Genomic DNA, 18,859 nt, shown 5'->3' with positions numbered 1-18,859 from the left:
CACCGGAAAGTGCTGTCTTTTGCTGAAATTGTAGGCGAGTAATCAGGTTTCTGTGGATAGGTATATGAAGCATTTCGCTTTTAGATGGGTTTGCGCCGTGGTAGTGGGGTTGGGCATTGGTGCGCCGGCTTGGGCGCAGCAAAAGCCTCAGGCAGCTAAAAAAGGCGAGCCCGCTCCGGCGGCCCCGGTTCTGCCCAAATTCGCGGGTAAGCTTAGCTCGGAGCCCGAGCAGTTTATGGTGGATGTGCAGTCGATGATGGCTACCACCAACAACGCGGCGGCCAAAGCGGCCGGTACGCGGCTACAGCAGGTGTGGGCCAGCAACCGCCTCACGGCCACCCAGCAGCGCTACATTGTGGCCCTGAGCCAGTACATGCTGGGGCGCAAGTTTCGGCCCAAGCCCCACTTCGAGCAGTTTTACACCGCCATTGCCGCCGGCGCCCTGGTACAGAACTTCTCCGACCAACAGATGACGGAGTTCCTGGACGTGGCTGGCAAAACCCTTGAAAAGGAGCAGCCCGCCGATGCCGAGAAGTTTCTGGCCAGCGCGGCCAACTTTCTGGATACCAAGTTTCTGCACAGATCCCGTTATAGCTCATTGCAGGTAGTGGGCGGTACGTTCAGCTTTGCCTATAACGTACAGGACATGCCCTCGATGGCTCCGCCGGCGGCCCCGGTACCGGCCGCGCCGGTTACCCCTACCGTTACTACCAAGCCGCTGAACACCAAAGGAGCCGCCAAGCCCGCCAAGAAAAGCAGCGGCTGGGGTGATGATGACCCCTGGAGCAATACCGACGACGGCTGGAGTACGCCCGCCAAAAAATCGGCGGGTACGGCGGCCGCTAAACCCGCTGACTCCGGTTGGGATGCTACCACCACGCCTTCCTATACTTCATACATGGCACCGCCCACCCGTGGGCCGGTTATTCTGCTGAAGGATGCGGATTTGTTTCTGGTGTCGCCTTCCGATTCGGTGTATATCCGCAAAACCAGCGGAGCCGTGGTGGGCAGCAGCAACCGGTTTGTGGGCTACGGCGGCGAGTTTGCCTGGCAGGTAAATGGTAACCCCGCCTCGGTGGTCCTGGATAGCTACGACTTCGACATCCTGAAAGCGGAGTTCGTGGCCAACCCGGTAACGCTCACGTACCCGGCCGTACTGGAAGCGCCAATCAAAGGCTGGTTCGCCTACAAGAGCGTGCAGCGCAAACCGGGCGTGAAGGAATCGGGCTACCCGCGCTTTATCTCCAACACCAACGACGCCCGGGTAAAGAACATCGGTGAGAACATCCGCTACTTCGGGGGCTTCTCGCTTACCGGTAACCGGGCGCTGTCGGCTTCCCTCGATGGGGCCATGTCGCGCATTATTGTGGACGTGGATGGCAAGCCGAAGTTCAAAGCCTCCTCGCGGGCGTATGTGCTTGGCGACTCCATCATCACGGCCCAGCACGCGCAGGTATCCATCTTCCAGGATAAGCAGGACTCGCTCACGCACCCTGGTGTGAAGCTGAAGTACAACAAAGGCAAGCAGATTCTGCAGCTGGCCCGCGAGGATGGCCTCTATAAATCCACGCCCTACTACGACTCCTACCACCAGATGGAAGTAACCGCGGAGCTGCTGACCTGGCCCGTGCGCACGCCCTACATCGACTTCAGCATCCTGACGGCGAAAAACCAGGTGACAGCCAATTTTGAGTCGAAGGAGTTCTACACCAACACCCGCTACCAGCAGATCAAGGCCATCAACAAGCTGCACCCGTTGCAGATGGTGGTGGGCTACAGCATGGAAAACGGCAACAAGCGCCTGTTCACGGTGCAGGATATTGCCACCTTCCGCAAGCTCAAGCCCGACAACGTCCGCTCGGCGGTGGCCGGCCTGGCCCGCGACGGGTACGTGGGCTGGTACCCTGCTACTGACCAGATTGTGCTGCTGCCCAAGGCGCTGCACTACGTAAACTCCTCGCGCGGCAAAAAGGACTACGACCACATTGCCATCAAAAGCCTGGCCCCGAACGGTAAAAACGCCACGCTGGACCTGAACACCAACGACCTGATTGTGCGGGGCGTGGACCGCTTCAACTTCTCCGACGACTCCGTGACAGTATTCGTGAAGCCGGATTCCAGCATTATCCGCATTCAGAAAAACCGGGGTGTGCTGTTCAACGGGACGGTAGTGGCCTCAGCCTTCGTGTTCAAGGGCAAGGAGTTCAAGTTCGATTATGACGGCTTCTTCATTGATCTGGTGAAGATTGACTCCATCATTGTGAAGGGCAAGGGCTCCAAAGGCTCGGTGATGAAAGCCCGCAAGGACCTGGACTGGACTCTGACCAACAAAAAGAAAAACTCGGCTGGTAAGCTCTACATCAACCATCCCAGCAACAAGTCGGGGCGGAAGAAGCTGGGCGCGTACCCGTCGTTTGATGCCAGCACCGGTGCGTACGTGTACTTCGATAAGCCGGAAGTGCTGGGCGGTGCCTACGATACCACCATGTACTTCGATATTCCGCCGTTCAAGCTGGACTCGCTGAATAACAAGAACCGGGCGGCCGTGGGCTTCAAGGGTACTTTCGTGAGCGGAGGCATTGTGCCCAACTTCGATACCAAGCTCAGCATGCAGGATGATGGCTCCCTGGGCTTCGTGTACGATGTGCCCAAGGCTGGTTTCCCGCTGTATGGGGGCAAGGGCCGCCTGTTCAATAAGGTAGCCATGAACAACCACGGCTTCCAGGGCATCGGCAACATCAAGTACCTCACCGGCGACTTCCAGAGCGACCAGTTTGTGTTCTATAAAGACTCGGTGGTGACGGTGGGTAAAGCGGCTACCATTCTGCCGGGGCCGCTCAACGGGACGGAGTTTGCGAAGGTGACGTTCCTGCCCGGCTACCAGATGAAGTGGGCCGTGAAGCAGGACTCCATGTACCTCACCACGCAGGATAAGGGCGAAGCCTTCAAGATCTACGACGCTACCTACGGCTTCAAAGGCACCCTCACCTACACGCCCACCGGCCTGTTTGGCGACGGGCGTATGGATGGCCCCCAGTCGTTTATCCGCTCTACTACGTTTGCCTTCAAGCCCACGCGCTACACCGGCACCAAGTCTACGCTGAACATCAAATCGGCGGAGGTGAACAAGCCGGCCCTCACGGCTAACAACGTAAACTTTACCTACGATCTGAAAAACGGCAATACCGAGTTTGCCCGGGAGTTCGACGATACCAAATCCAGCATTGAGCTGCCGTACTCGCAGTACCGCACCACGCTGTCGGGGGGCAAGTGGGATTTCAAGAAGAAGCTGGTGCAGCTGCGCGTAGCGGCCGGCGCCGACTCATCCCGCTCGTTCTTCTACAGCACCAAGCCCGAGCAGCGGGGCCTGAAGTTCCAGGCGGCTACCGGCCAGTATGATCTGAGCCGTTACCGGTTGGTGGCGGCCGGCGTACCCCGCATTTCCTCGGCCGATGCCTGGATTATGCCCGATTCCAGCAAGGTGTACATTCTGCCCAACGCCGAGATGCGCGCCTTCCAGAACGCCGGCATTGTGATGGATACTCTGCGTAAGTACCACAAGCTGTACAAAGGTGAAATCCGGGTGTTGTCGCGCACGGCCTTCAGCGGCAACGCCCTGTACAGCTACAAAACCTCCGCCGACTCCTTCGCCATCAAGTTTGCCAACTTCCACGTCGATTCGGCCGCTACGGCCATGGCCTCGGCGGGCCGGAAGGGTGGGGCGCTGGGTAAAGGCCTGCTGAAGCGTGGCCCGGCCAGTGACGGGTATGATTTCCCGCCTTCACCGCCGACCATTGCCGTGGCCAGCCTGCTGGCTACCGATAAATTTCACCTGGCTCCGCGCATTGCGTACCGGGGCGGCATCACCATGAACTCCCAGAAGAAGGGCTTCACCTTTGATGGGCAGGCCAAGCTGAACTTCGTGAAGTCGGCGGCAGCCTCGGAGTGGTTTGCGGTGCAGGATACCATCGACCCCAAAGCCATCCGCATCAAGCTCAACAGCCCCAAAACCGAGGACGGCACCCCCATGCTGACGGGCCTGTTTATGGCCGACGGCACCAGCAAGGTGTACCCGCTGTTTGTGGCACCCAAGCCGGGCGTAACGGATATGAACCTGTTCCAGGTGGATGGCAACCTGACCTACGACATCCGCCGGAAAACCTACGCCATCAGCCAGCACGACCCCAACGACCCGGACGTGTACGAGGGCTCGGTAATGACGCTGCAGGACTCCACAGGCCAGCTGAACTTCCGGGGCAAGCTCAACCTCATCAACTCCAACAAGGACTACACCCTCACGGCCGCCGGCCTGGGTACCGCCAAGCCCGACAGCAACCTCTACGACCTGGATACCTTCATGGCCTTCGATATTGTGCTGCCCGAAAAGGCGGTGGAGGCTATGGGCACGGATATGGCTACCAACGCCAAAGGTCTGCCGGAAGCGCTGAACGGCTCACCGGCCCAGCTGTACAAAATGGGCGAGTTTGTGGGTAGCAAAACCGTGCAGGACTACAGCACCCGCAAGGGCGGCTACGTGCCCCTGCAGAAGGTATCGGCCAAGTTCCTGCACACCATTGTGCTGAGCCAGGTAAATCTGCGCTGGAATGAGAAGCTGAAAGCCTGGTACTCGGTGGGCAAGATTGGCCTAGTGAGCGTGGGCAAGAAGGATATCAATGCCCTTATCGACGGCTACATCGAAATCAAGAAGGAAAGCACCGGCGACGCCGTGGAGCTGTACCTGGAAGCCGAGCCCCAGACGTGGTACTACCTCAAGTACTCCAACAATGTGCTGCTGGCCAAGGCCCAGCACGGCTCCTTCGACGAAATCATCGGTCTGAAAGCCAAGGGTGACTACAACACGGCCACCCAGTACGGCTTCTACCTCGGCGACGACCAGGAGGTGCAGTCCTTCCTCAACCACTTCCGTAAGGACTACCTCAAGGAAACCGGCAAGCGCAAAGTCAACGTGACCCAGCCCCAGAGCACGGGCAACTTCGACTTCGACCAGGACGCCAACAAGAAGAAAAAGAAGAAGAAAGACCCCGTACAGGAAGCCCTGGATTCGGACCCCTCGGCTGAGCCGCCGGTAGAGGAGCCCAGCAGCAAAAAGAAGAAGAAAAAGGACGAATCCGTAGAAGCCGCCCCCGTGGATACGCCAGTTGAGGACACCGGCAAGAAGAAAAAGAAAGACGCCGTAGAGGCGGCTCCCACCGAAGCTCCGGCCGAGGATACGGGCAAAAAGAAGAAGAAAAAGGATGAGGTGGTAGACCCGGCAACCCCCGCCGCCAATGCCCCCGCCGAAGACCCCAAGAAAGACGCCAAGAAGAAAAAGAAGAAGGACCCCAACGACCCCTTCGGCGACGAATAACGACAACGCCCCGGCAGCCTCTGCCGGGGCGTTGTCGTTATGCTGAGCGGAGCCGAAGCATCTCGTGTGCTGACGTTGTATAACTCCAACGAAGTGGTAGAGATGCTTCGACTTCGCTCAGTATGACAGATAGTTTGGCAACGTCAGCACGCGAGATTCCTCGGCTGCGGCCCCGCCTTCTCTCGGAATGACGGTCTGCTTAGCGTTGCGGTCTGGTACTCTCTATTCCCTGCCAACACCCGCGCCCCGGCTCCGTATCTTTGCCCATCGACTGAACCGCTACTCTCTCTTCCCGCATGAATCTCCCCTTAGTGCTCGGCCTGCTGGTGGCCGCTTACCTCATTGGCTCCATCCCCACGGCTCTGTGGGTGGGGCGGGCGTTTTTCGGGCTGGATATTCGGGAGCATGGCTCCGGCAACTCCGGGGCCACCAACACCTTTCGGGTGCTGGGCAAAAAGCCCGGTTCCTTTGTAATGGCCGTGGATGTGCTGAAGGGCTGGGTAGCTACCTCGCTGGCCACGGTGATGCTGAACCAAGGCGCTATTTTGCCCTCGCAGCTGCTGTACTACCAGCTGGCCTGCGGGGTGCTGGCGGTGGTGGGGCACATTTACCCCGTCTGGGCCGGGTTCCGGGGCGGCAAGGGCGTGGCTACCATTCTGGGCGTGATGCTGGCCATTGCTCCGGCTACCGTGGGCGTGTGCATTCTGGTGTTTATTGCGGTGCTGCTGGCCTCGCGCTACGTGTCGCTGAGCAGCATGACGGCCGGGGTGGTGTTTGCTTTGCTGCAGCTGCTGCCCCTGTTCCGCCCCGATAACCAGCTGCTTGTGTGGTTTGGCTTCGTGGTAGCCGGGCTGCTCATCTACACTCACCGCGCCAACATCCAGCGCCTGCGCGCCGGCACCGAAAGCCGGGTTCCTATGCCTTGGGATAAGAAGTAGGAGGATGGGCTATCAATGCGCCTGTTGCGGCGAAACGCACGAAGGATTACCAGACATTGGTTCGGTAATGCCCTACATGATATACGACATACCGGAGTCGGAATGGCTGGGCCGGGTTATGCTAACGGCAGATACGTGTATCCTGGATGATGAGCATTATTTCATTCGAGGAGTGCTGGAAATTCCGGTACATGAGCAGGAGCAAACCTTGGGCTTTGGCGTGTGGGTGAGTCAGAAAGCAGAGCATTTTCATGCTTATCGTGAGCAACCTGACTCGACCGATATAGGGCCGTTTTTTGGCTGGTTCTGTACCGAAGTCAACGCATTTTCACCTACCATTCTGCTGAAGTCAAAAGCGCACTTCATTGGAAACGGGCAGCGTCCCAGTATTGAGTTGGAACCTACCGACCATCCGCTGGCCGTAGCGCAACGGGAGGGCATCAGCTTAGCCCGCGCTTGGGAAATCGTGCACGAGTACCTTCCGAAGGAATAAGCTGCTTCTACCGCCGCGCCTTTCTACCTTTACCCCCGCATTTCCAACTCCTAAACCACCCCGCATGGCTTCCTACCTCGAGCAGAACCAGCAGCGTTTCCTCACCGAACTCATCGACTGGCTCCGTATTCCGTCGGTTTCCGCCGACCCTAAGTTTCACGGCGACGTGTTGCGGGCCGCCGAGTACCTGAAAGCCCGCTTCCTGGAAGTAGGCCTGGAAAACGTGGAGCTCTGCCCCACGGCCGGCAACCCCATCGTGTACGGCGAGAAAATCATTGACCCCGCGCTGCCCACCGTGCTGGTGTACGGCCACTACGACGTGCAGCCCGCCGACCCCTACGAGCTGTGGGATTCGCCCCCGTTTGAGCCCGTTATCAAAGACGAGAAGATTTACGCCCGCGGCGCCTGCGACGATAAAGGCCAGGTGTACATGCACGTAAAAGCCCTGGAGGTGATGAACCAGGAGGGCGGCCTTCCCTGCAACATCAAGGTGATGATTGAAGGTGAGGAGGAAATCGGCTCCAACAACCTCGGCATCTTCGTGCGCGCCAACAAGGAGAAGTTGAAAGCCGACGTTATCCTGATTTCCGACACCGGCATGCTGGCCAACGACGAGCCCAGCATTGAGGTGGGTCTGCGCGGCCTGAGCTACCACGAAGTGGAGGTAACCGGCCCCAACCGCGACCTGCACTCCGGCCTCTACGGTGGTGCCGTGGCTAACCCCATCAACGTGCTCTGCAAGATGATTGCCTCGCTGCACGACGAGAACAACCACATCACCATCCCCGAGTTCTACAACAACGTAGCCGTGCTGACCGACGAGGAGCGCGCCGAGCTGAACCGCGTGCCCCACTCCGACGACGAGTTCAAAAAGAGCATCGGCCTGCCCGATATCTACGGCGAAAAGGGCTACACCACCGTGGAGCGCATCGGCATCCGGCCTACCCTGGACGTGAACGGCATCTGGGGCGGCTACACCGGCGAAGGTGCCAAAACGGTTATTGCCTCCAAGGCCTACGCCAAGATTTCGATGCGCCTGGTGCCCCACCAGACCTCCGATGAAATTACGGCCCTGTTCCAGAAGCATTTCGAAAGCATTGCCCCCAGCGGCGTAACGGTGGTAGTAAAACCCCACCATGGCGGCGAGCCAGTAGTAACGCCCACTGACTCGGTGGCCTACAAAGCCGCGGCCGATGCCATGGAAACCACCTTCGGCAAGCGCCCCATCCCCACGCGCGGGGGAGGATCCATTCCCATCGTGGCCATGTTCAAGAGCGAGCTGGGCTTGGATACCGTGCTGCTCGGCTTCGGCCTGGATTCCGACGCCATCCACTCGCCCAACGAGCACTATGGCGTGTTCAACTTCCTGAAAGGCATCGAAACCATCCCACACTTCTACCGCAACTACGCGGCAGCCGTGAAAGGCTAGACTCCAGCTTGCCCGCACAGCAAAAGGCCCGGCTACTGCTACAGTAGCCGGGCCTTTTGCTGTAGAGACGCAATATTTTGCGTCTCGTCGTTGCTGACGTTGTTCAAAACGCTTCAAACGTATCGTTCAACGAGGAGACGCAAGACATTGCGTCTCAACATCGTTTCAGGATCAGCCAATTGCTTCTAGTTGCCCTGGAAGGAATACGTCAGGTACAGCTGAAAGGCGCTGTTACGGATGTTGTTCTGCACCTTGGTGGTGCCCACCAATACCGATTTTTCGATGTTGGTGATGCCGCCGTTATAGCGGAGGCCCACGCCCAGGCCGGTTTTGCGCTGGTAGCCCAACCCGAACAGGTAGCCGGCATCCACGGTGTTGTAGCGGGGCTTCACGTCGAGGCTCTGGTTGTCGGTTTTCTGGCGGGCCGCCACCAAGAAGCCTACCTGCGGGCCAGCCTCGAAAAACAGGCCATCCACGTTGATGTGGAAAACCAGCGGCACATCCACGTAGTCGAGGCGGGTGGTTACTTCGGGGGAGGTGGGCAACTTGGCACCCTTGCGGGAGTAGATAACCTCCGGCTGAAAGGCAAACAGCTTCGACAGGCCAATATTGGCGAAGCCACCAGCCTGAAACCCGAAGGTATTTTTGTAGCTGTCGGCCTGCTCGCCCGCAAAGTTGGAGAGTGTGCCACCGGCTTTCAGCCCCAGCGATACGTTACGCTGAGCGTGGGCCGTGCCACTCAGGCCGGCCACGAGAAGAAGAGAAAGAAGTGCTTTCTGCATAGAGCGAAGGAAAGGAGAAACGGAGTAAGCCGCGAAACTACGCGCAAAAGCCCATGTACTCCGCGCCCGCAAATAAAACAGCCCCGCTTTCAACCGAAAGCGGGGCTGTTTTTAGCACGGATGTCGAAGCCTTATTTGCCCGGCAACAGGAAACCTACCGAGGCCTGGAACACCGAGTTGCGGGCGTTGCGTACGTCGGCGTCGCCGGTGTAGCCGTCTTTGGCGAAGTCGGTGAACGAACCGTTGTAGCGGATACCCAGCATGAAGCCGTTGTCGGCCTGGTAGCCCAAGCCAGCGGCGTACCCGATTTCGTTGCGGTTCACATTATCGAGGTTAGCTACACCCTGGCGCTGGTAAGCCGTGTTGCCGTTGACGGACACTTTCGAGTCGTCCTTCACTTTCAGCAGGTAGCTGTACTGTGGGCCGGCCTCAAAGTAGGCCCCGCCAGCGCGCACCTTCAGCAGAACCGGCACATCAATGTAATTGTACGTCCGGTCACCCTCGTACTTGTACTTGTTACCGGCAATAGTAAACTCGTTGTCGGCGTAAGTGAAGCCTTTCTGTGAGAACAGCACCTCCGGCTGTACCGACAGGAAACCGTCGTCGAGCAGACCAACATTAAGCATCACCCCGCCGTGGAAACCGAATTTGTTCTTGTACTGGTCCTCGTTCGTCAGGTCGCCGGAGATATTGGACAGATTCGCGCCGCCTTTCAGGCCGAAGCGAATGCCTTGGGCCTTCGATTCGGAAACGGCAACAGTGGCCAGCAGGGCCGCAGCGGCCAAGAGTGACTTTTTCATGAGCGCAACAGAAGTTAGGGGTGGTGAGGAAAAACAAAAAAAGTTCACGGCCGGAACACGAAAAGTATGCCAGCCTGCTGCCTTTAACGGTTATTCAACGGGAAAGGCATATAAACCAGCCGAAAAAAATGGCTGCTCTCCTCCTGGAAAGCAGCCATTGTAGTTGGTCAGGCTCGGCTATTTGGTCGGAATCAGGTAGCCGAGCTGCAGGGTGAAGGCGTTGTTAAAGGCCTTCGGCTCGTTGTCCTGGTTTTTGGTGTCGATCAGCGAGTTAAAGCCCCGGGCATACCGCAGACCCAGGCTGATGCCGCCGTCGGTCATGTAGCCTACGCCAGCCACGCCGCTGATGTCAAACTGGGCCAGGTCCGACTTGTAGGCCTCATCGCGCGAGATGCCGGTATAGTCGCGGAAACCGCCGTTGTTTTCCACCTTATCCTTGGTGCCGTCGTTGTATTTGGTGGTCGTCTGCGACTTGTTTTTGGAGCCGAACAGGTAGCTCACCTGCGGACCCAGCTCAAAGAACAGACCCCCAGCGTTGATTTTAGCCAGCAGCGGCACATCCAGATAATGCAGTACGCGCTGTTGCTCTATTTCTACCGATTTCACGCCGGCAGCCAGGCCGCTGGTCTGCATCGATTTAATCTCGTAGCCTTTACGGTTGTACAGCAGCTCGGGAGCGAAGGAGAAGAAGCCGTCCGAAGAGAGCGGAATGCTGGTGCTTACGCCCACGTTGTAGCCCAGCTTGTAGTCGCCGAGGTCGGTGCTGTAGCCGGGGCCGGTAATCTGGCTCACGTTGTCACCGGAAATGTTGGAGTAGGTACCGCCTACTTTCACTCCCAGACGGAAGCCACCGGCATCCTGCGCGTTTACAACGGAAATGGAGGCAACGCCCAATGCGGCCAGTAGTGCAAATTTTTTCATGACAATAGGGGGATTTGAACGCACAGATCAACAACCACTTCACCGACCACAACAGCCACGTTCCTCGTGGTTTTCAGGGGCTCTTAGCGTAAAGACGGGCAGTAGGGTTACAGGAAGAATTCAATTTTCTTTAGAATTCACCATATCGTAACACGCCGGTTTCCAGATAAGTGCTACACTGGCAGACGCTTATCGTTTGAGCTTGTGGCTGAAGTTTCCGGCTAATCCACACGCTGATTTTGCTACTTTTGGCCTTAGTGCTTGCTACATTTTTATGCTGAGTTGGAACAGGTGGCTGCTGGCCGCGCTGCTTTTCGGGGGAAGTCTACACGCAGGATTGGCACAACGCCGGCCCGCTGCTCCGCTGGTGCTGGGCGTGTACGGGCAGGGCAGCTTCATCATTGCCCACACGCCCGCCGTGAAGCATCTGGCCGTATCGCACCCCACGGGTGTAGAGGTCAATATCCAGCGGCAAACCAACGGCTCGGAGCCCTGGCACGCGTGGTATAAGTACCCTAAAGTGGGTTTGGCGCTGGTGTATTACGATTACCATAACCCGGTGCTGGGCAAGTCCTATGCGGCCAGTGTGTACATCAACAAGGCCTTCTGGCGCACCCGGCGGCAGGAGCTGAACTTCCGCATTGGTACCGGCGTGGGGTACTTCCCGGTGCGCTACAACCAGGATACCAACCACAAAAACACCATCGTCAGCTCCGGACTGAATGCCACCATCCAGACGCGCCTGGAGTATGATGTGGCCCTGACGGAGCATTTGGGGCTGTTGCTGGGTTTAGGGCTAAACCACTATTCCAACGGGGCCACTACCAAGCCCAACTTCGGCATCAACCTACCCACCGTGCTGCTGGGCCTCAACTACCACCAGCAACGTCCGTTCCGGCCGCTGGATACTGCTCCTGAACCTGCTCCGGCAGAGCTTGGTCGTAACTTTCTGAATGTAAGTACCTCCGTGGGCTGGAAGCAGCGCAACACCACCGACCACCGCCGCTACCTGGTAAACTCCGTAACCCTGGCCGTGGGCCGTCGCGTGAACCGCAAAAGCAACCTGGTAGCCGGGGTGGAGGGGTTCTTTGACCGGAGTCTGCAGGCCCAGCTCCGGGACACGGCCCGGGCCGGCGACCAACTGCCCGATGTGAAAAAAGCAGGAGCCTACGTGGGCCACGAGCTGCTGTTCGGCCGACTGGCGTTTGTGTCGCACCTGGGATTTTACCTCTACAATCCCTACAAATCCAACAAGTTTTACTACGAGCGACTGGGCCTGAAATACCACTTCACCGACCGGGTATTCGGCAACGTGGACTTGAAGGTGCATCGGGGCTCGGCCGATGTGATTGAGTGTCGGCTGGGGGTGAAGCTCTAGAACGGCTCAGTCGGCTAAAACCACGTTTCGGGGTGGGTAGGCTGAAGTTGGGAAAGAGGTAATTGCCCTGAAGTGTGCAGAGGCGCTTCTTTGAGCTATTCACCTACGCTTTACCGCTTATGGAAACCTTTCTGCTTCTGAACCGCTGGCTGCACATTGCGGCGGGCTTCACCGGTTTTTTCGTGGCACCCGTAGCGCTTATCGTGCAAAAGGGCGGCCCAGCCCACCGGCTGTGGGGCAAGGTGTTTTTTTACGCTATGCTGGTAGCAGGCACCACGGCTATTATTTCAGCCAGCATCAAGGGACTGACGTTTTTGCTGCTGACGGGCATTTTCAGCCTGTACCTGGCACAGTTCGGGTACCGCTCGTTGCAGCATAAGCGCATGGGCCAGGGGCAGCAGCCCAGCCTCTATGACTGGGCCAGTACCGTAACCGGACTGTTGATTTTCGCGGGCACGCTGGCTTATGGCCTCTGGAGCCGCCCGTTTAACCTGGCCATGGTCGTATTCGGAGCCATCGGGCTGATGACGACGGTTCGGCAGCTGCGCGGCTTTCGACGGTCAGGACCCTGGCCCGCCGGGCAGTGGCTGCGCAACCACATTTCGGGCTTTGTGGGCTCGTATATTGCGGCGGTATCGGCGTTTTCCGCCACCAGCCTCAGGTTCATTCCGTTTCCGCTCAACTTTTTGTGGCCCACGCTGGTGCTGGTACCCTTGCTGATCTGGATGCAGCGCCGCTACGTGCCAGCCCGCGGCATCAGCCCGCAGGTAATAACTTCTGCGCAAGAAAGCTAGGCTTTTTTCAACGCTTGGTTTATCTGACGAACCAGACCCGGGCCTTCGTAAATGAAGCCCGTGTAGAGCTGCAGCAGGCAGGCTCCAGCCTCCAGCTTCTCGCGGGCATCCTGCGCCGAGTGAATACCGCCCACCCCAATAATGGGTAGGTTGCCCCGGCTATGCTGGCTCAGGTACCGAATCACCTCGGTGGCTCGTTGCCGCAAGGGCTTGCCGCTGAGGCCCCCGGCTCCCAGGTTGGCAACGTTGGCGGCCGGGGTTGTCAGGCCTTCCCGGCTGATGGTAGTGTTGGTGGCTACCAGGCCGCTGAGATTGGTTTCGCGGGCTATCAGCAGAATATCATCGAGCTGCGGATCGGTGAGGTCGGGGGCAATTTTGAGCAGAAGGGGGCGGGGCTTAGGTAACGACTGGTTCCGTTCCTGCACCTGCTGCAGCAGCTCAATCAGCGGCTCCCGCTCCTGCAGCTGCCGCAGCCCCGGCGTGTTCGGCGAGGATACGTTCACCACGAAGTAGTCCACCACCTCGTGCAGCGCTTCCACGCAGGCAATGTAGTCGTGGGCGGCCAGCTCATTGGGCGTATCCTTGTTCTTGCCGATGTTGCCTCCAATAATCAGGTCCTGGTTCTGGCGTTGGCGCAGGCGGGCGGCGGCGGCTTCCGCACCGTGGTTGTTGAAGCCCATGCGGTTCACCAGCGCGGCATCCTGCGGCAGCCGAAACAGCCGGGGCTGCGGGTTGCCGGGCTGGGGGCGAGGTGTTACCGTGCCAATTTCCACGAACCCAAACCCCAAAGCACCCAGCTCGTCCGTCAGCTCGGCGTTTTTATCGAAGCCGGCTGCCAGCCCCACCGGGTTCCGGAACCGCAGACCGAATATTTCCCGCTCCAGACTGGGGTGGCGCAACTCATACAGCCCGCGCAACGCTGCTGCCGCCCCCGGCACCCGGTAGGCGCGCTTCAGGTTGTTGAATACCAAATGGTGGGCCTTTTCCGCATCCAACCGAAAAAGCAGGGGCTTAACCAGAGCATTGTATATCACGCCGCAAAGCAACAGTGAAATAGTGAGATAGTGAAATGGTGAGTTTGAGGTTTAATGCGCGCAAGTGGCACCGGCAGAACATCAAACTCACCATTTCACTATCTCACTATTTCACCACTCAGCCCGCCCAGCCTTCCCGGTCCAGGCTGCGGTACTGGATGGCTTCGGCCAGGTGGGGCAGCTGGATTTCCTCGGAGCCGGCCAAATCGGCAATGGTGCGGGCCACTTTCAGAATCCGGTCGTAGGCCCGGGCCGAGAGGCCGAGGCGCTCCATAGCGGTTTTCAGCAGCGTGAGGCCGGTGGCATCAATGCGGCAGATGTCCTTTACCATCTGCGAAGGCATCATGGCGTTGGAGTGGATATCGGGCTGCTCCCGGAACCGCTCAGCCTGCCGTTGCCGGGCCGTTTCCACCCGCTCCTGAATAGTGCGGCTATCCTCCGAGCGGCGCGTTTCCGTCATCTGGTCAAACGTCACGGGCGTCACTTCCACGTGCAGGTCAATACGGTCCAGCAACGGCCCCGATACTTTATTCAGGTAGCGTTGCACCACGCCCGGTCCGCACACGCATTCTTTCTCCGGGTGGTTGTAATAGCCGCACGGGCACGGATTCATGCTGGCTATCAACATGAAGTTAGCCGGGAAATCAATACTGACTTTGGCTCGCGAAATAGTGACGCGGCGTTCCTCCAGCGGCTGGCGCATCACTTCCAGCACGGTGCGCTTGAACTCCGGCAGCTCATCCAGAAACAGTACGCCGTTGTGGGCCAGGGATATTTCACCCGGCTGCGGGTTGCCACCGCCGCCCACCAGCGCCACGTCGGAGATGGTGTGGTGCGGTGACCGGAAAGGCCTCGTATTCAGCAACGAAGCATTGGCCCCCAGCTTGCCGGCTACCGAGTGAATTTTGGTGCTTTCCAGCGCTTCCTGCATGCTCAGGGCCGGCAAAATACTGGGCAGGCGCTTGGCCAGCATGGTTTTGCCTGCGCCGGGTGGGCCAATCATAATCACGTTATGGCCGCCGGCCGCAGCTATTTCCAAGGCGCGCTTGATGTTCTCTTGGCCCTGCACATCGGCAAAATCGGCGGCGTACTGGTTGGCGGCCTGTTGGAATACGTCCCGGGTATCTACCACCACCGGCTCAATGCTCAGGCGGCCTTCCAGAAAATCCACCGCCTCCTGCATGGTATCTACCGGAATAACGTCGAGGTTATTGACAATGGCGGCCTCCCGAGCGTTTTCGCGGGGTAGGATGAAGCCCTTGAAGCCTTCCTTGCGGGCCTGAATGGCAATGGGCAGCACGCCCCGTACCGGCCGCAGCTCCCCATCCAGGGCTAGCTCCCCCATAATGATGTAGTCGCCCAGCCGCTCGGTTGTTAGCTGCTGGGAGGCGTGCAGAATGCCCACGGCAATGGGTAAATCGTAAGCCGATCCTTCCTTGCGGATGTCGGCCGGGGCCATGTTCACCACCACCTTGGTGCGCGGCATGCGGTACCCCCGAAACTTCAGGGCGGCCTCTACCCGCTGCTGACTTTCCTTAATAGCATTATCAGGCAGGCCCACCACGTAGAAACCCGTGCCCATCGATACAACTACTTCAATGGTAATAGTATAAGCGTTAACCCCTTGCACGGCCGAGCCGAAGGTTTTTGTAAGCATGAATAACGCGGAAAAAGAGCGGGTGAATAGAATTGTATCAGGAGCGGAAGTTACGATTAACCTCCACAATGCAAAGGCCCTTTTCCTACCAAAGCAAGCACCGGGTCAACGGGAGCTTCCGCAGAAAAAGGGCCTTGAGATGAGCGCCGTAGTAAGGACTTACGACTTCACCAGCTGCTCAATGAGCATAATCATAATGTGAATGGCCTTGATGTGGATTTCCTGAATCCGGTCGGCGTAGCCGGTGTGCGGGGCCCGGATTTCCACGTCGCTGATGGCGGCCAGCTGGCCGCCATCCTTGCCGGTTAGGCTTACTACGCGCATACCAGCGGCGCGGGCGGCTTCGGCGGCCAGCAGCACGTTGGGCGAGTTGCCGCTGGTGCTGATGGCTAGCAGCACGTCGCCGGGGCGGCCCAGGGCTTCCACGAAGCGGCTGAACACGTAGTCGTAGCCGAAGTCGTTGGCCACGCAGCTCATGTGCGAGGCTTCGGTGAGGGCAATGGCCGCCAGGGCGCGGCGGTTCTGGCGGTAGCGGCCGGTAAGCTCCTCGGCAAAATGCTGGGCGTCGCAGAGGGAGCCGCCGTTGCCGCAGGTGAGGACTTTGCCCCCGGCATCGAGGCTGGCGGCTATCAGGCGGGCGGCCTGCTCAATGGCCTGCAGGTTGGCCGGATTCTGCACAAACCGGTCAAGCACGGCCTGGGCTTCGTTGAGTTCGGCCTGGATGAGGCTGGTAAGCGAAGGTTGGGTCACGAAATGCGAAAATTACGCCGGGTAGTTAGGGTTGCGCGGCGGAATGATGGAATTAGGTTGGTCGATGGGCGCGTTGGGCAGGGCCGGGTCCGACTCCGGAAACGTGGGCTGGTGGTGCTCGGGGTAGGTGGTAACGCCGGTGCGGGGTACCACCGGAGGGCGCTCAGCGGTGCGCTGCTGATCCAGCTGATGGTCGTAGAGGCGGGCTTTCAACTCATTGATTTTGCCCTCCCGGGCCGCTACATCCCGGCGCAGCAGTACGCTGTCCAGGTTTTCAGTCAGTAGCTGCAGACCCAGCAGAACCGTGGCCGTCAGAAACAGGCCATGAAACAGGCTTTCCGGCGAATCAGCCATGCTGGCAAAGCTACTCTGTACGGAAGGCACCAGCAGGACTAACAGAGCTATCAGGAGAAATACCATCACCAGGATGGTTACCAGACGTTTGAGAGCAAGCATGAGATGAAGGCGGTTGTGGTGGAGGAGAGAGAATTCAGCCCCTCATACGCAGGAGCAAACAGAACGGACTAAATATAGGGCTTTGGCAGTGTTAGCTGCGGAAATCCCTCGCCGCCCCACGCTAAGCCAGGGCCGCGTTGGTCGTCTGCATCATGTTCAGGCGCTGGTACAGGCCGCCCTGGCGCAGCAGCTCCTCGTGGGTGCCGCGCTCCACAATGCGGCCCTGCTGCAGCACCACAATCTCATCGGCGTGCTGCACGGTGCTCAGGCGGTGGGCAATTACCAGGCTGGTGCGGTTCTGCATCAGCCTGGTAAGGGCCTCCTGCACTAGTTTTTCGCTTTCGGTGTCGAGGGCCGAGGTGGCTTCGTCCAGAATCAGGATGGGCGGGTTGCGCAGGATGGCGCGGGCAATGCTCAGGCGCTGGCGCTGGCCCCCGCTCAGGCGGCTGCCCCGGTCGCCAATCATCGTTTGGTAGCCTTCCGGCGCGGCCATAATGAAGTCGTGGGCGTTGGCAATGCGGGCCGCCTCCATTACCTCGGCCTCGGTGGCTTCGGTATTGAAGCGGATGTTGTTGAAAATGGTGTCGTTGAACAGGATGCTTTCCTGGGTTACGATGCCCATCTGGTCCCGCACGGAGTGGATGGTGCAGTCGCGCACGTCGTGGCCGTCGATGAGCAGCTGGCCGCCGGTGGGGTCGTAGAAGCGGGGGAGCAGGTCGGCGAGGGTGCTTTTGCCGCCGCCGCTGGGGCCTACCAGCGCCACGGTTTTGCCCTTCGGAATAGTCAGGTTGATGTCTTGCAGCACAGGCGCATCGGCGTAGCCGAACTGCAGGTTGCGCAGCTCAATCTGGTGCTCAAAAGCGGGCAGCACGTCAGCGCCGGGCTTGTCGCGCACCAGCGGCTCAGTATCGATGATGCTCAGCACCCGCTCCCCGGCCACCAGCCCGCGCTGGATGTTGCCGAATGACGACGAAAGGGCTTTAGCCGGTGTGAGCACCTGCGAGAATATGACTACATAACCGAGAAATGTTTGGCCGGTAAGCGAAGGATTAATGCCCAGCACCAGCGTGCCGCCGAAATACAGCAACCCAACCACTACGGCTACGCCAGCAACCTCTGAAAATGGTGATGCTAAGTCGCGGGTATTATCAATGTTGCGGGAAGCCCGTGCATATTGTGCATTCTGATCCTCAAACTTGTCTTTAACATATTCCTGAGCATTAAAGGCTTTGATGACGCGAATACCGCCCAGGGTTTCGTCGATTACCGACAACATGGTACCCAAGGTGCTCTGACTCTGCTTGGCCTGAGTACGCAGGCGTTTGGCAACACCAGCAATCAGCCCCCCGGAAATAGGAAGTAATACCAACGCAAACAAGGTCAGCGGGACCGAGATGTAAAATAACATCGAGAAATAGACTACAATCTTGAGTGGCTCCTGAATAACAGCTGTCATAGTGTTGACGACCGATGTTTCCACTTCCTGCACATCCGAGGTAAAGCGCGACATCAGGTCGCCCTTGCGCTCTGCTCCGAAAAAACCTAGCTGAAGCCCGATAATGCGGTGATATAAGTCATGCCGCAGGTTTTTAATTACTCGGGCCCGGACAACCGCCAGAATACGCAGGCTCAGATAGCGAAACAGGTTGCTCAGGAGCACAGATACCACAACCACGGCACACACAAACGTGAGCGTACCCATTGCGCCGTAAGTGTCCAGTATCTGCGCAAAAAAGTAGTTGAAGGTGTCTTTCGCCCAGTCAATGCTGATATGAAACTTAGGAAGTTGTTTTGGGGCCTCGGCAGCCACTTTATCCGTCTTCTCAAAAAGTACAGATAGAAGGGGAATAACGAGCGTGAAATTGATTAGGCCGAACACTGTAGCAAGTACAGTGTAGACTAAGTATTGCGGCAGGAAAGAAGCCCAAGGCCGGGCGTATTGCAGAATGCGGAGGTAGGTCTTCATCGGAACGGGCAAAGGTACGGCATCGGGCCGGGTAGGCCATTCGTCGGCGAAAACCGGTCGTTCTTCCAGTGGTAGAGAGAATTGATACAATAG

At 58.5% G+C, this 18,859-nt stretch carries 14 protein-coding genes; 6 read left to right on the top strand and 8 right to left on the bottom strand.

Going from position 1 to position 18,859, the window contains the following annotated elements:
* Positions 1-64: 64 nt before the first annotated feature.
* The 4 genes from EI291_RS07190 to EI291_RS07175 all read left to right on the top strand — a co-directional run bounded on the left by EI291_RS07190 (position 65) and on the right by EI291_RS07175 (position 8,228).
* Positions 65-5,368, top strand: a complete 5,304-nt coding sequence (locus EI291_RS07190) for a hypothetical protein (RefSeq protein ID WP_125419139.1) — start codon at positions 65-67, stop codon at positions 5,366-5,368.
* Positions 5,369-5,664: 296 nt separating this feature from the next.
* Positions 5,665-6,306 carry a glycerol-3-phosphate 1-O-acyltransferase PlsY gene (plsY, locus tag EI291_RS07185; protein WP_125419138.1) on the top strand — a complete coding sequence of 214 codons (642 nt, stop codon included), beginning with the start codon at positions 5,665-5,667 and terminating at the stop codon, positions 6,304-6,306.
* A gap of 4 nt (positions 6,307-6,310) precedes the next feature.
* The gene (locus EI291_RS07180; protein WP_125419137.1) at positions 6,311-6,799 is read left to right on the top strand and encodes a DUF2199 domain-containing protein; all 489 of its coding nucleotides are present in this window, start codon (positions 6,311-6,313) and stop codon (positions 6,797-6,799) included.
* 64 nt (positions 6,800-6,863) lie between these two features.
* Positions 6,864-8,228 carry a dipeptidase gene (locus EI291_RS07175; RefSeq protein WP_125419136.1) on the top strand — a complete coding sequence of 455 codons (1,365 nt, stop codon included), beginning with the start codon at positions 6,864-6,866 and terminating at the stop codon, positions 8,226-8,228.
* A 185-nt stretch (positions 8,229-8,413) separates the two neighbouring features.
* Here EI291_RS07175 and EI291_RS07170 read toward each other — a convergent pair whose 3' ends face one another.
* The 3 genes from EI291_RS07170 to EI291_RS07160 all read right to left on the bottom strand — a co-directional run bounded on the left by EI291_RS07170 (position 8,414) and on the right by EI291_RS07160 (position 10,731).
* Positions 8,414-9,010, bottom strand: coding sequence for a porin family protein (locus tag EI291_RS07170; protein WP_125419135.1), 597 nt, complete (start codon positions 9,008-9,010; stop codon positions 8,414-8,416).
* A 131-nt stretch (positions 9,011-9,141) separates the two neighbouring features.
* Positions 9,142-9,810, bottom strand: coding sequence for a porin family protein (locus EI291_RS07165; protein WP_125419134.1), 669 nt, complete (start codon positions 9,808-9,810; stop codon positions 9,142-9,144).
* 177 nt (positions 9,811-9,987) lie between these two features.
* Positions 9,988-10,731 carry a porin family protein gene (locus EI291_RS07160; protein ID WP_125419133.1) on the bottom strand — a complete coding sequence of 248 codons (744 nt, stop codon included), beginning with the start codon at positions 10,729-10,731 and terminating at the stop codon, positions 9,988-9,990.
* A gap of 337 nt (positions 10,732-11,068) precedes the next feature.
* On the opposite strand from EI291_RS07160, the gene EI291_RS07155 reads away from it, so the two are divergent.
* Together EI291_RS07155 and EI291_RS07150 are read left to right on the top strand one after the other, a co-directional pair.
* Complete coding sequence (locus EI291_RS07155; RefSeq protein WP_170172550.1) at positions 11,069-12,109, top strand: acyloxyacyl hydrolase; 1,041 nt, start codon at positions 11,069-11,071, stop codon at positions 12,107-12,109.
* Between the two features lie 119 nt (positions 12,110-12,228).
* Positions 12,229-12,903 (top strand): DUF2306 domain-containing protein, encoded by a 675-nt coding sequence (locus EI291_RS07150; protein ID WP_125419131.1) that lies wholly within the window; start codon positions 12,229-12,231, stop codon positions 12,901-12,903.
* On the opposite strand, the gene EI291_RS07145 is transcribed toward EI291_RS07150, so the two are convergent.
* The 5 genes from EI291_RS07145 to EI291_RS07125 form a co-directional block, all read right to left on the bottom strand.
* Entirely contained in the window at positions 12,900-13,934 is a 1,035-nt protein-coding gene (locus tag EI291_RS07145; RefSeq protein ID WP_125419486.1) for a quinone-dependent dihydroorotate dehydrogenase, read from the bottom strand. The two genes, EI291_RS07150 and EI291_RS07145, sit on opposite strands and share 4 nt — an antisense overlap.
* Positions 13,935-14,055: 121 nt before the next feature.
* Positions 14,056-15,594, bottom strand: a complete 1,539-nt coding sequence (locus EI291_RS07140) for a YifB family Mg chelatase-like AAA ATPase (RefSeq protein ID WP_125419130.1) — start codon at positions 15,592-15,594, stop codon at positions 14,056-14,058.
* Positions 15,595-15,753: 159 nt separating this feature from the next.
* A complete protein-coding gene (gene lpcA / locus EI291_RS07135; RefSeq protein ID WP_125419129.1) occupies positions 15,754-16,344 on the bottom strand; it encodes a D-sedoheptulose 7-phosphate isomerase in 591 nt (196 codons plus the stop codon).
* 12 nt (positions 16,345-16,356) lie between these two features.
* Positions 16,357-16,800: a hypothetical protein gene (locus EI291_RS07130; RefSeq protein ID WP_125419128.1), complete on the bottom strand. Its 444-nt coding sequence runs from the start codon at positions 16,798-16,800 to the stop codon at positions 16,357-16,359.
* A 121-nt stretch (positions 16,801-16,921) separates the two neighbouring features.
* Positions 16,922-18,766 (bottom strand): ABC transporter ATP-binding protein, encoded by a 1,845-nt coding sequence (locus EI291_RS07125; RefSeq protein ID WP_125419127.1) that lies wholly within the window; start codon positions 18,764-18,766, stop codon positions 16,922-16,924.
* Between the last annotated feature and the right edge of the window lie 93 nt (positions 18,767-18,859).

Origin of the sequence: Hymenobacter rigui (genome assembly GCF_003944715.1) — a bacterium.
Classification (GTDB): domain Bacteria; phylum Bacteroidota; class Bacteroidia; order Cytophagales; family Hymenobacteraceae; genus Hymenobacter; species Hymenobacter rigui.
The sequence above is the reverse complement of the archived record's forward strand: the minus strand, read 5'-3'. Positions and strand labels throughout refer to the sequence as shown.

Bases quoted from the DNA above. Each gene is read 5' to 3' on its own strand.
- EI291_RS07165 (WP_125419134.1), bottom strand. From the start codon at position 9,810: ATGAAAAAGTCACTCTTGGCCGCTGCGGCCCTGCTGGCCACTGTTGCC.
- EI291_RS07180 (WP_125419137.1), top strand. From the start codon at position 6,311: ATGGGCTATCAATGCGCCTGTTGCGGCGAAACGCACGAAGGATTACCA.
- EI291_RS07130 (WP_125419128.1), bottom strand. From the start codon at position 16,800: ATGCTTGCTCTCAAACGTCTGGTAACCATCCTGGTGATGGTATTTCTC.
- EI291_RS07140 (WP_125419130.1), bottom strand. From the start codon at position 15,594: ATGCTTACAAAAACCTTCGGCTCGGCCGTGCAAGGGGTTAACGCTTAT.
- EI291_RS07125 (WP_125419127.1), bottom strand. From the start codon at position 18,766: ATGAAGACCTACCTCCGCATTCTGCAATACGCCCGGCCTTGGGCTTCT.
- EI291_RS07170 (WP_125419135.1), bottom strand. From the start codon at position 9,010: ATGCAGAAAGCACTTCTTTCTCTTCTTCTCGTGGCCGGCCTGAGTGGC.
- EI291_RS07175 (WP_125419136.1), top strand. From the start codon at position 6,864: ATGGCTTCCTACCTCGAGCAGAACCAGCAGCGTTTCCTCACCGAACTC.
- EI291_RS07160 (WP_125419133.1), bottom strand. From the start codon at position 10,731: ATGAAAAAATTTGCACTACTGGCCGCATTGGGCGTTGCCTCCATTTCC.
- EI291_RS07150 (WP_125419131.1), top strand. From the start codon at position 12,229: ATGGAAACCTTTCTGCTTCTGAACCGCTGGCTGCACATTGCGGCGGGC.
- plsY (WP_125419138.1), top strand. From the start codon at position 5,665: ATGAATCTCCCCTTAGTGCTCGGCCTGCTGGTGGCCGCTTACCTCATT.
- EI291_RS07190 (WP_125419139.1), top strand. From the start codon at position 65: ATGAAGCATTTCGCTTTTAGATGGGTTTGCGCCGTGGTAGTGGGGTTG.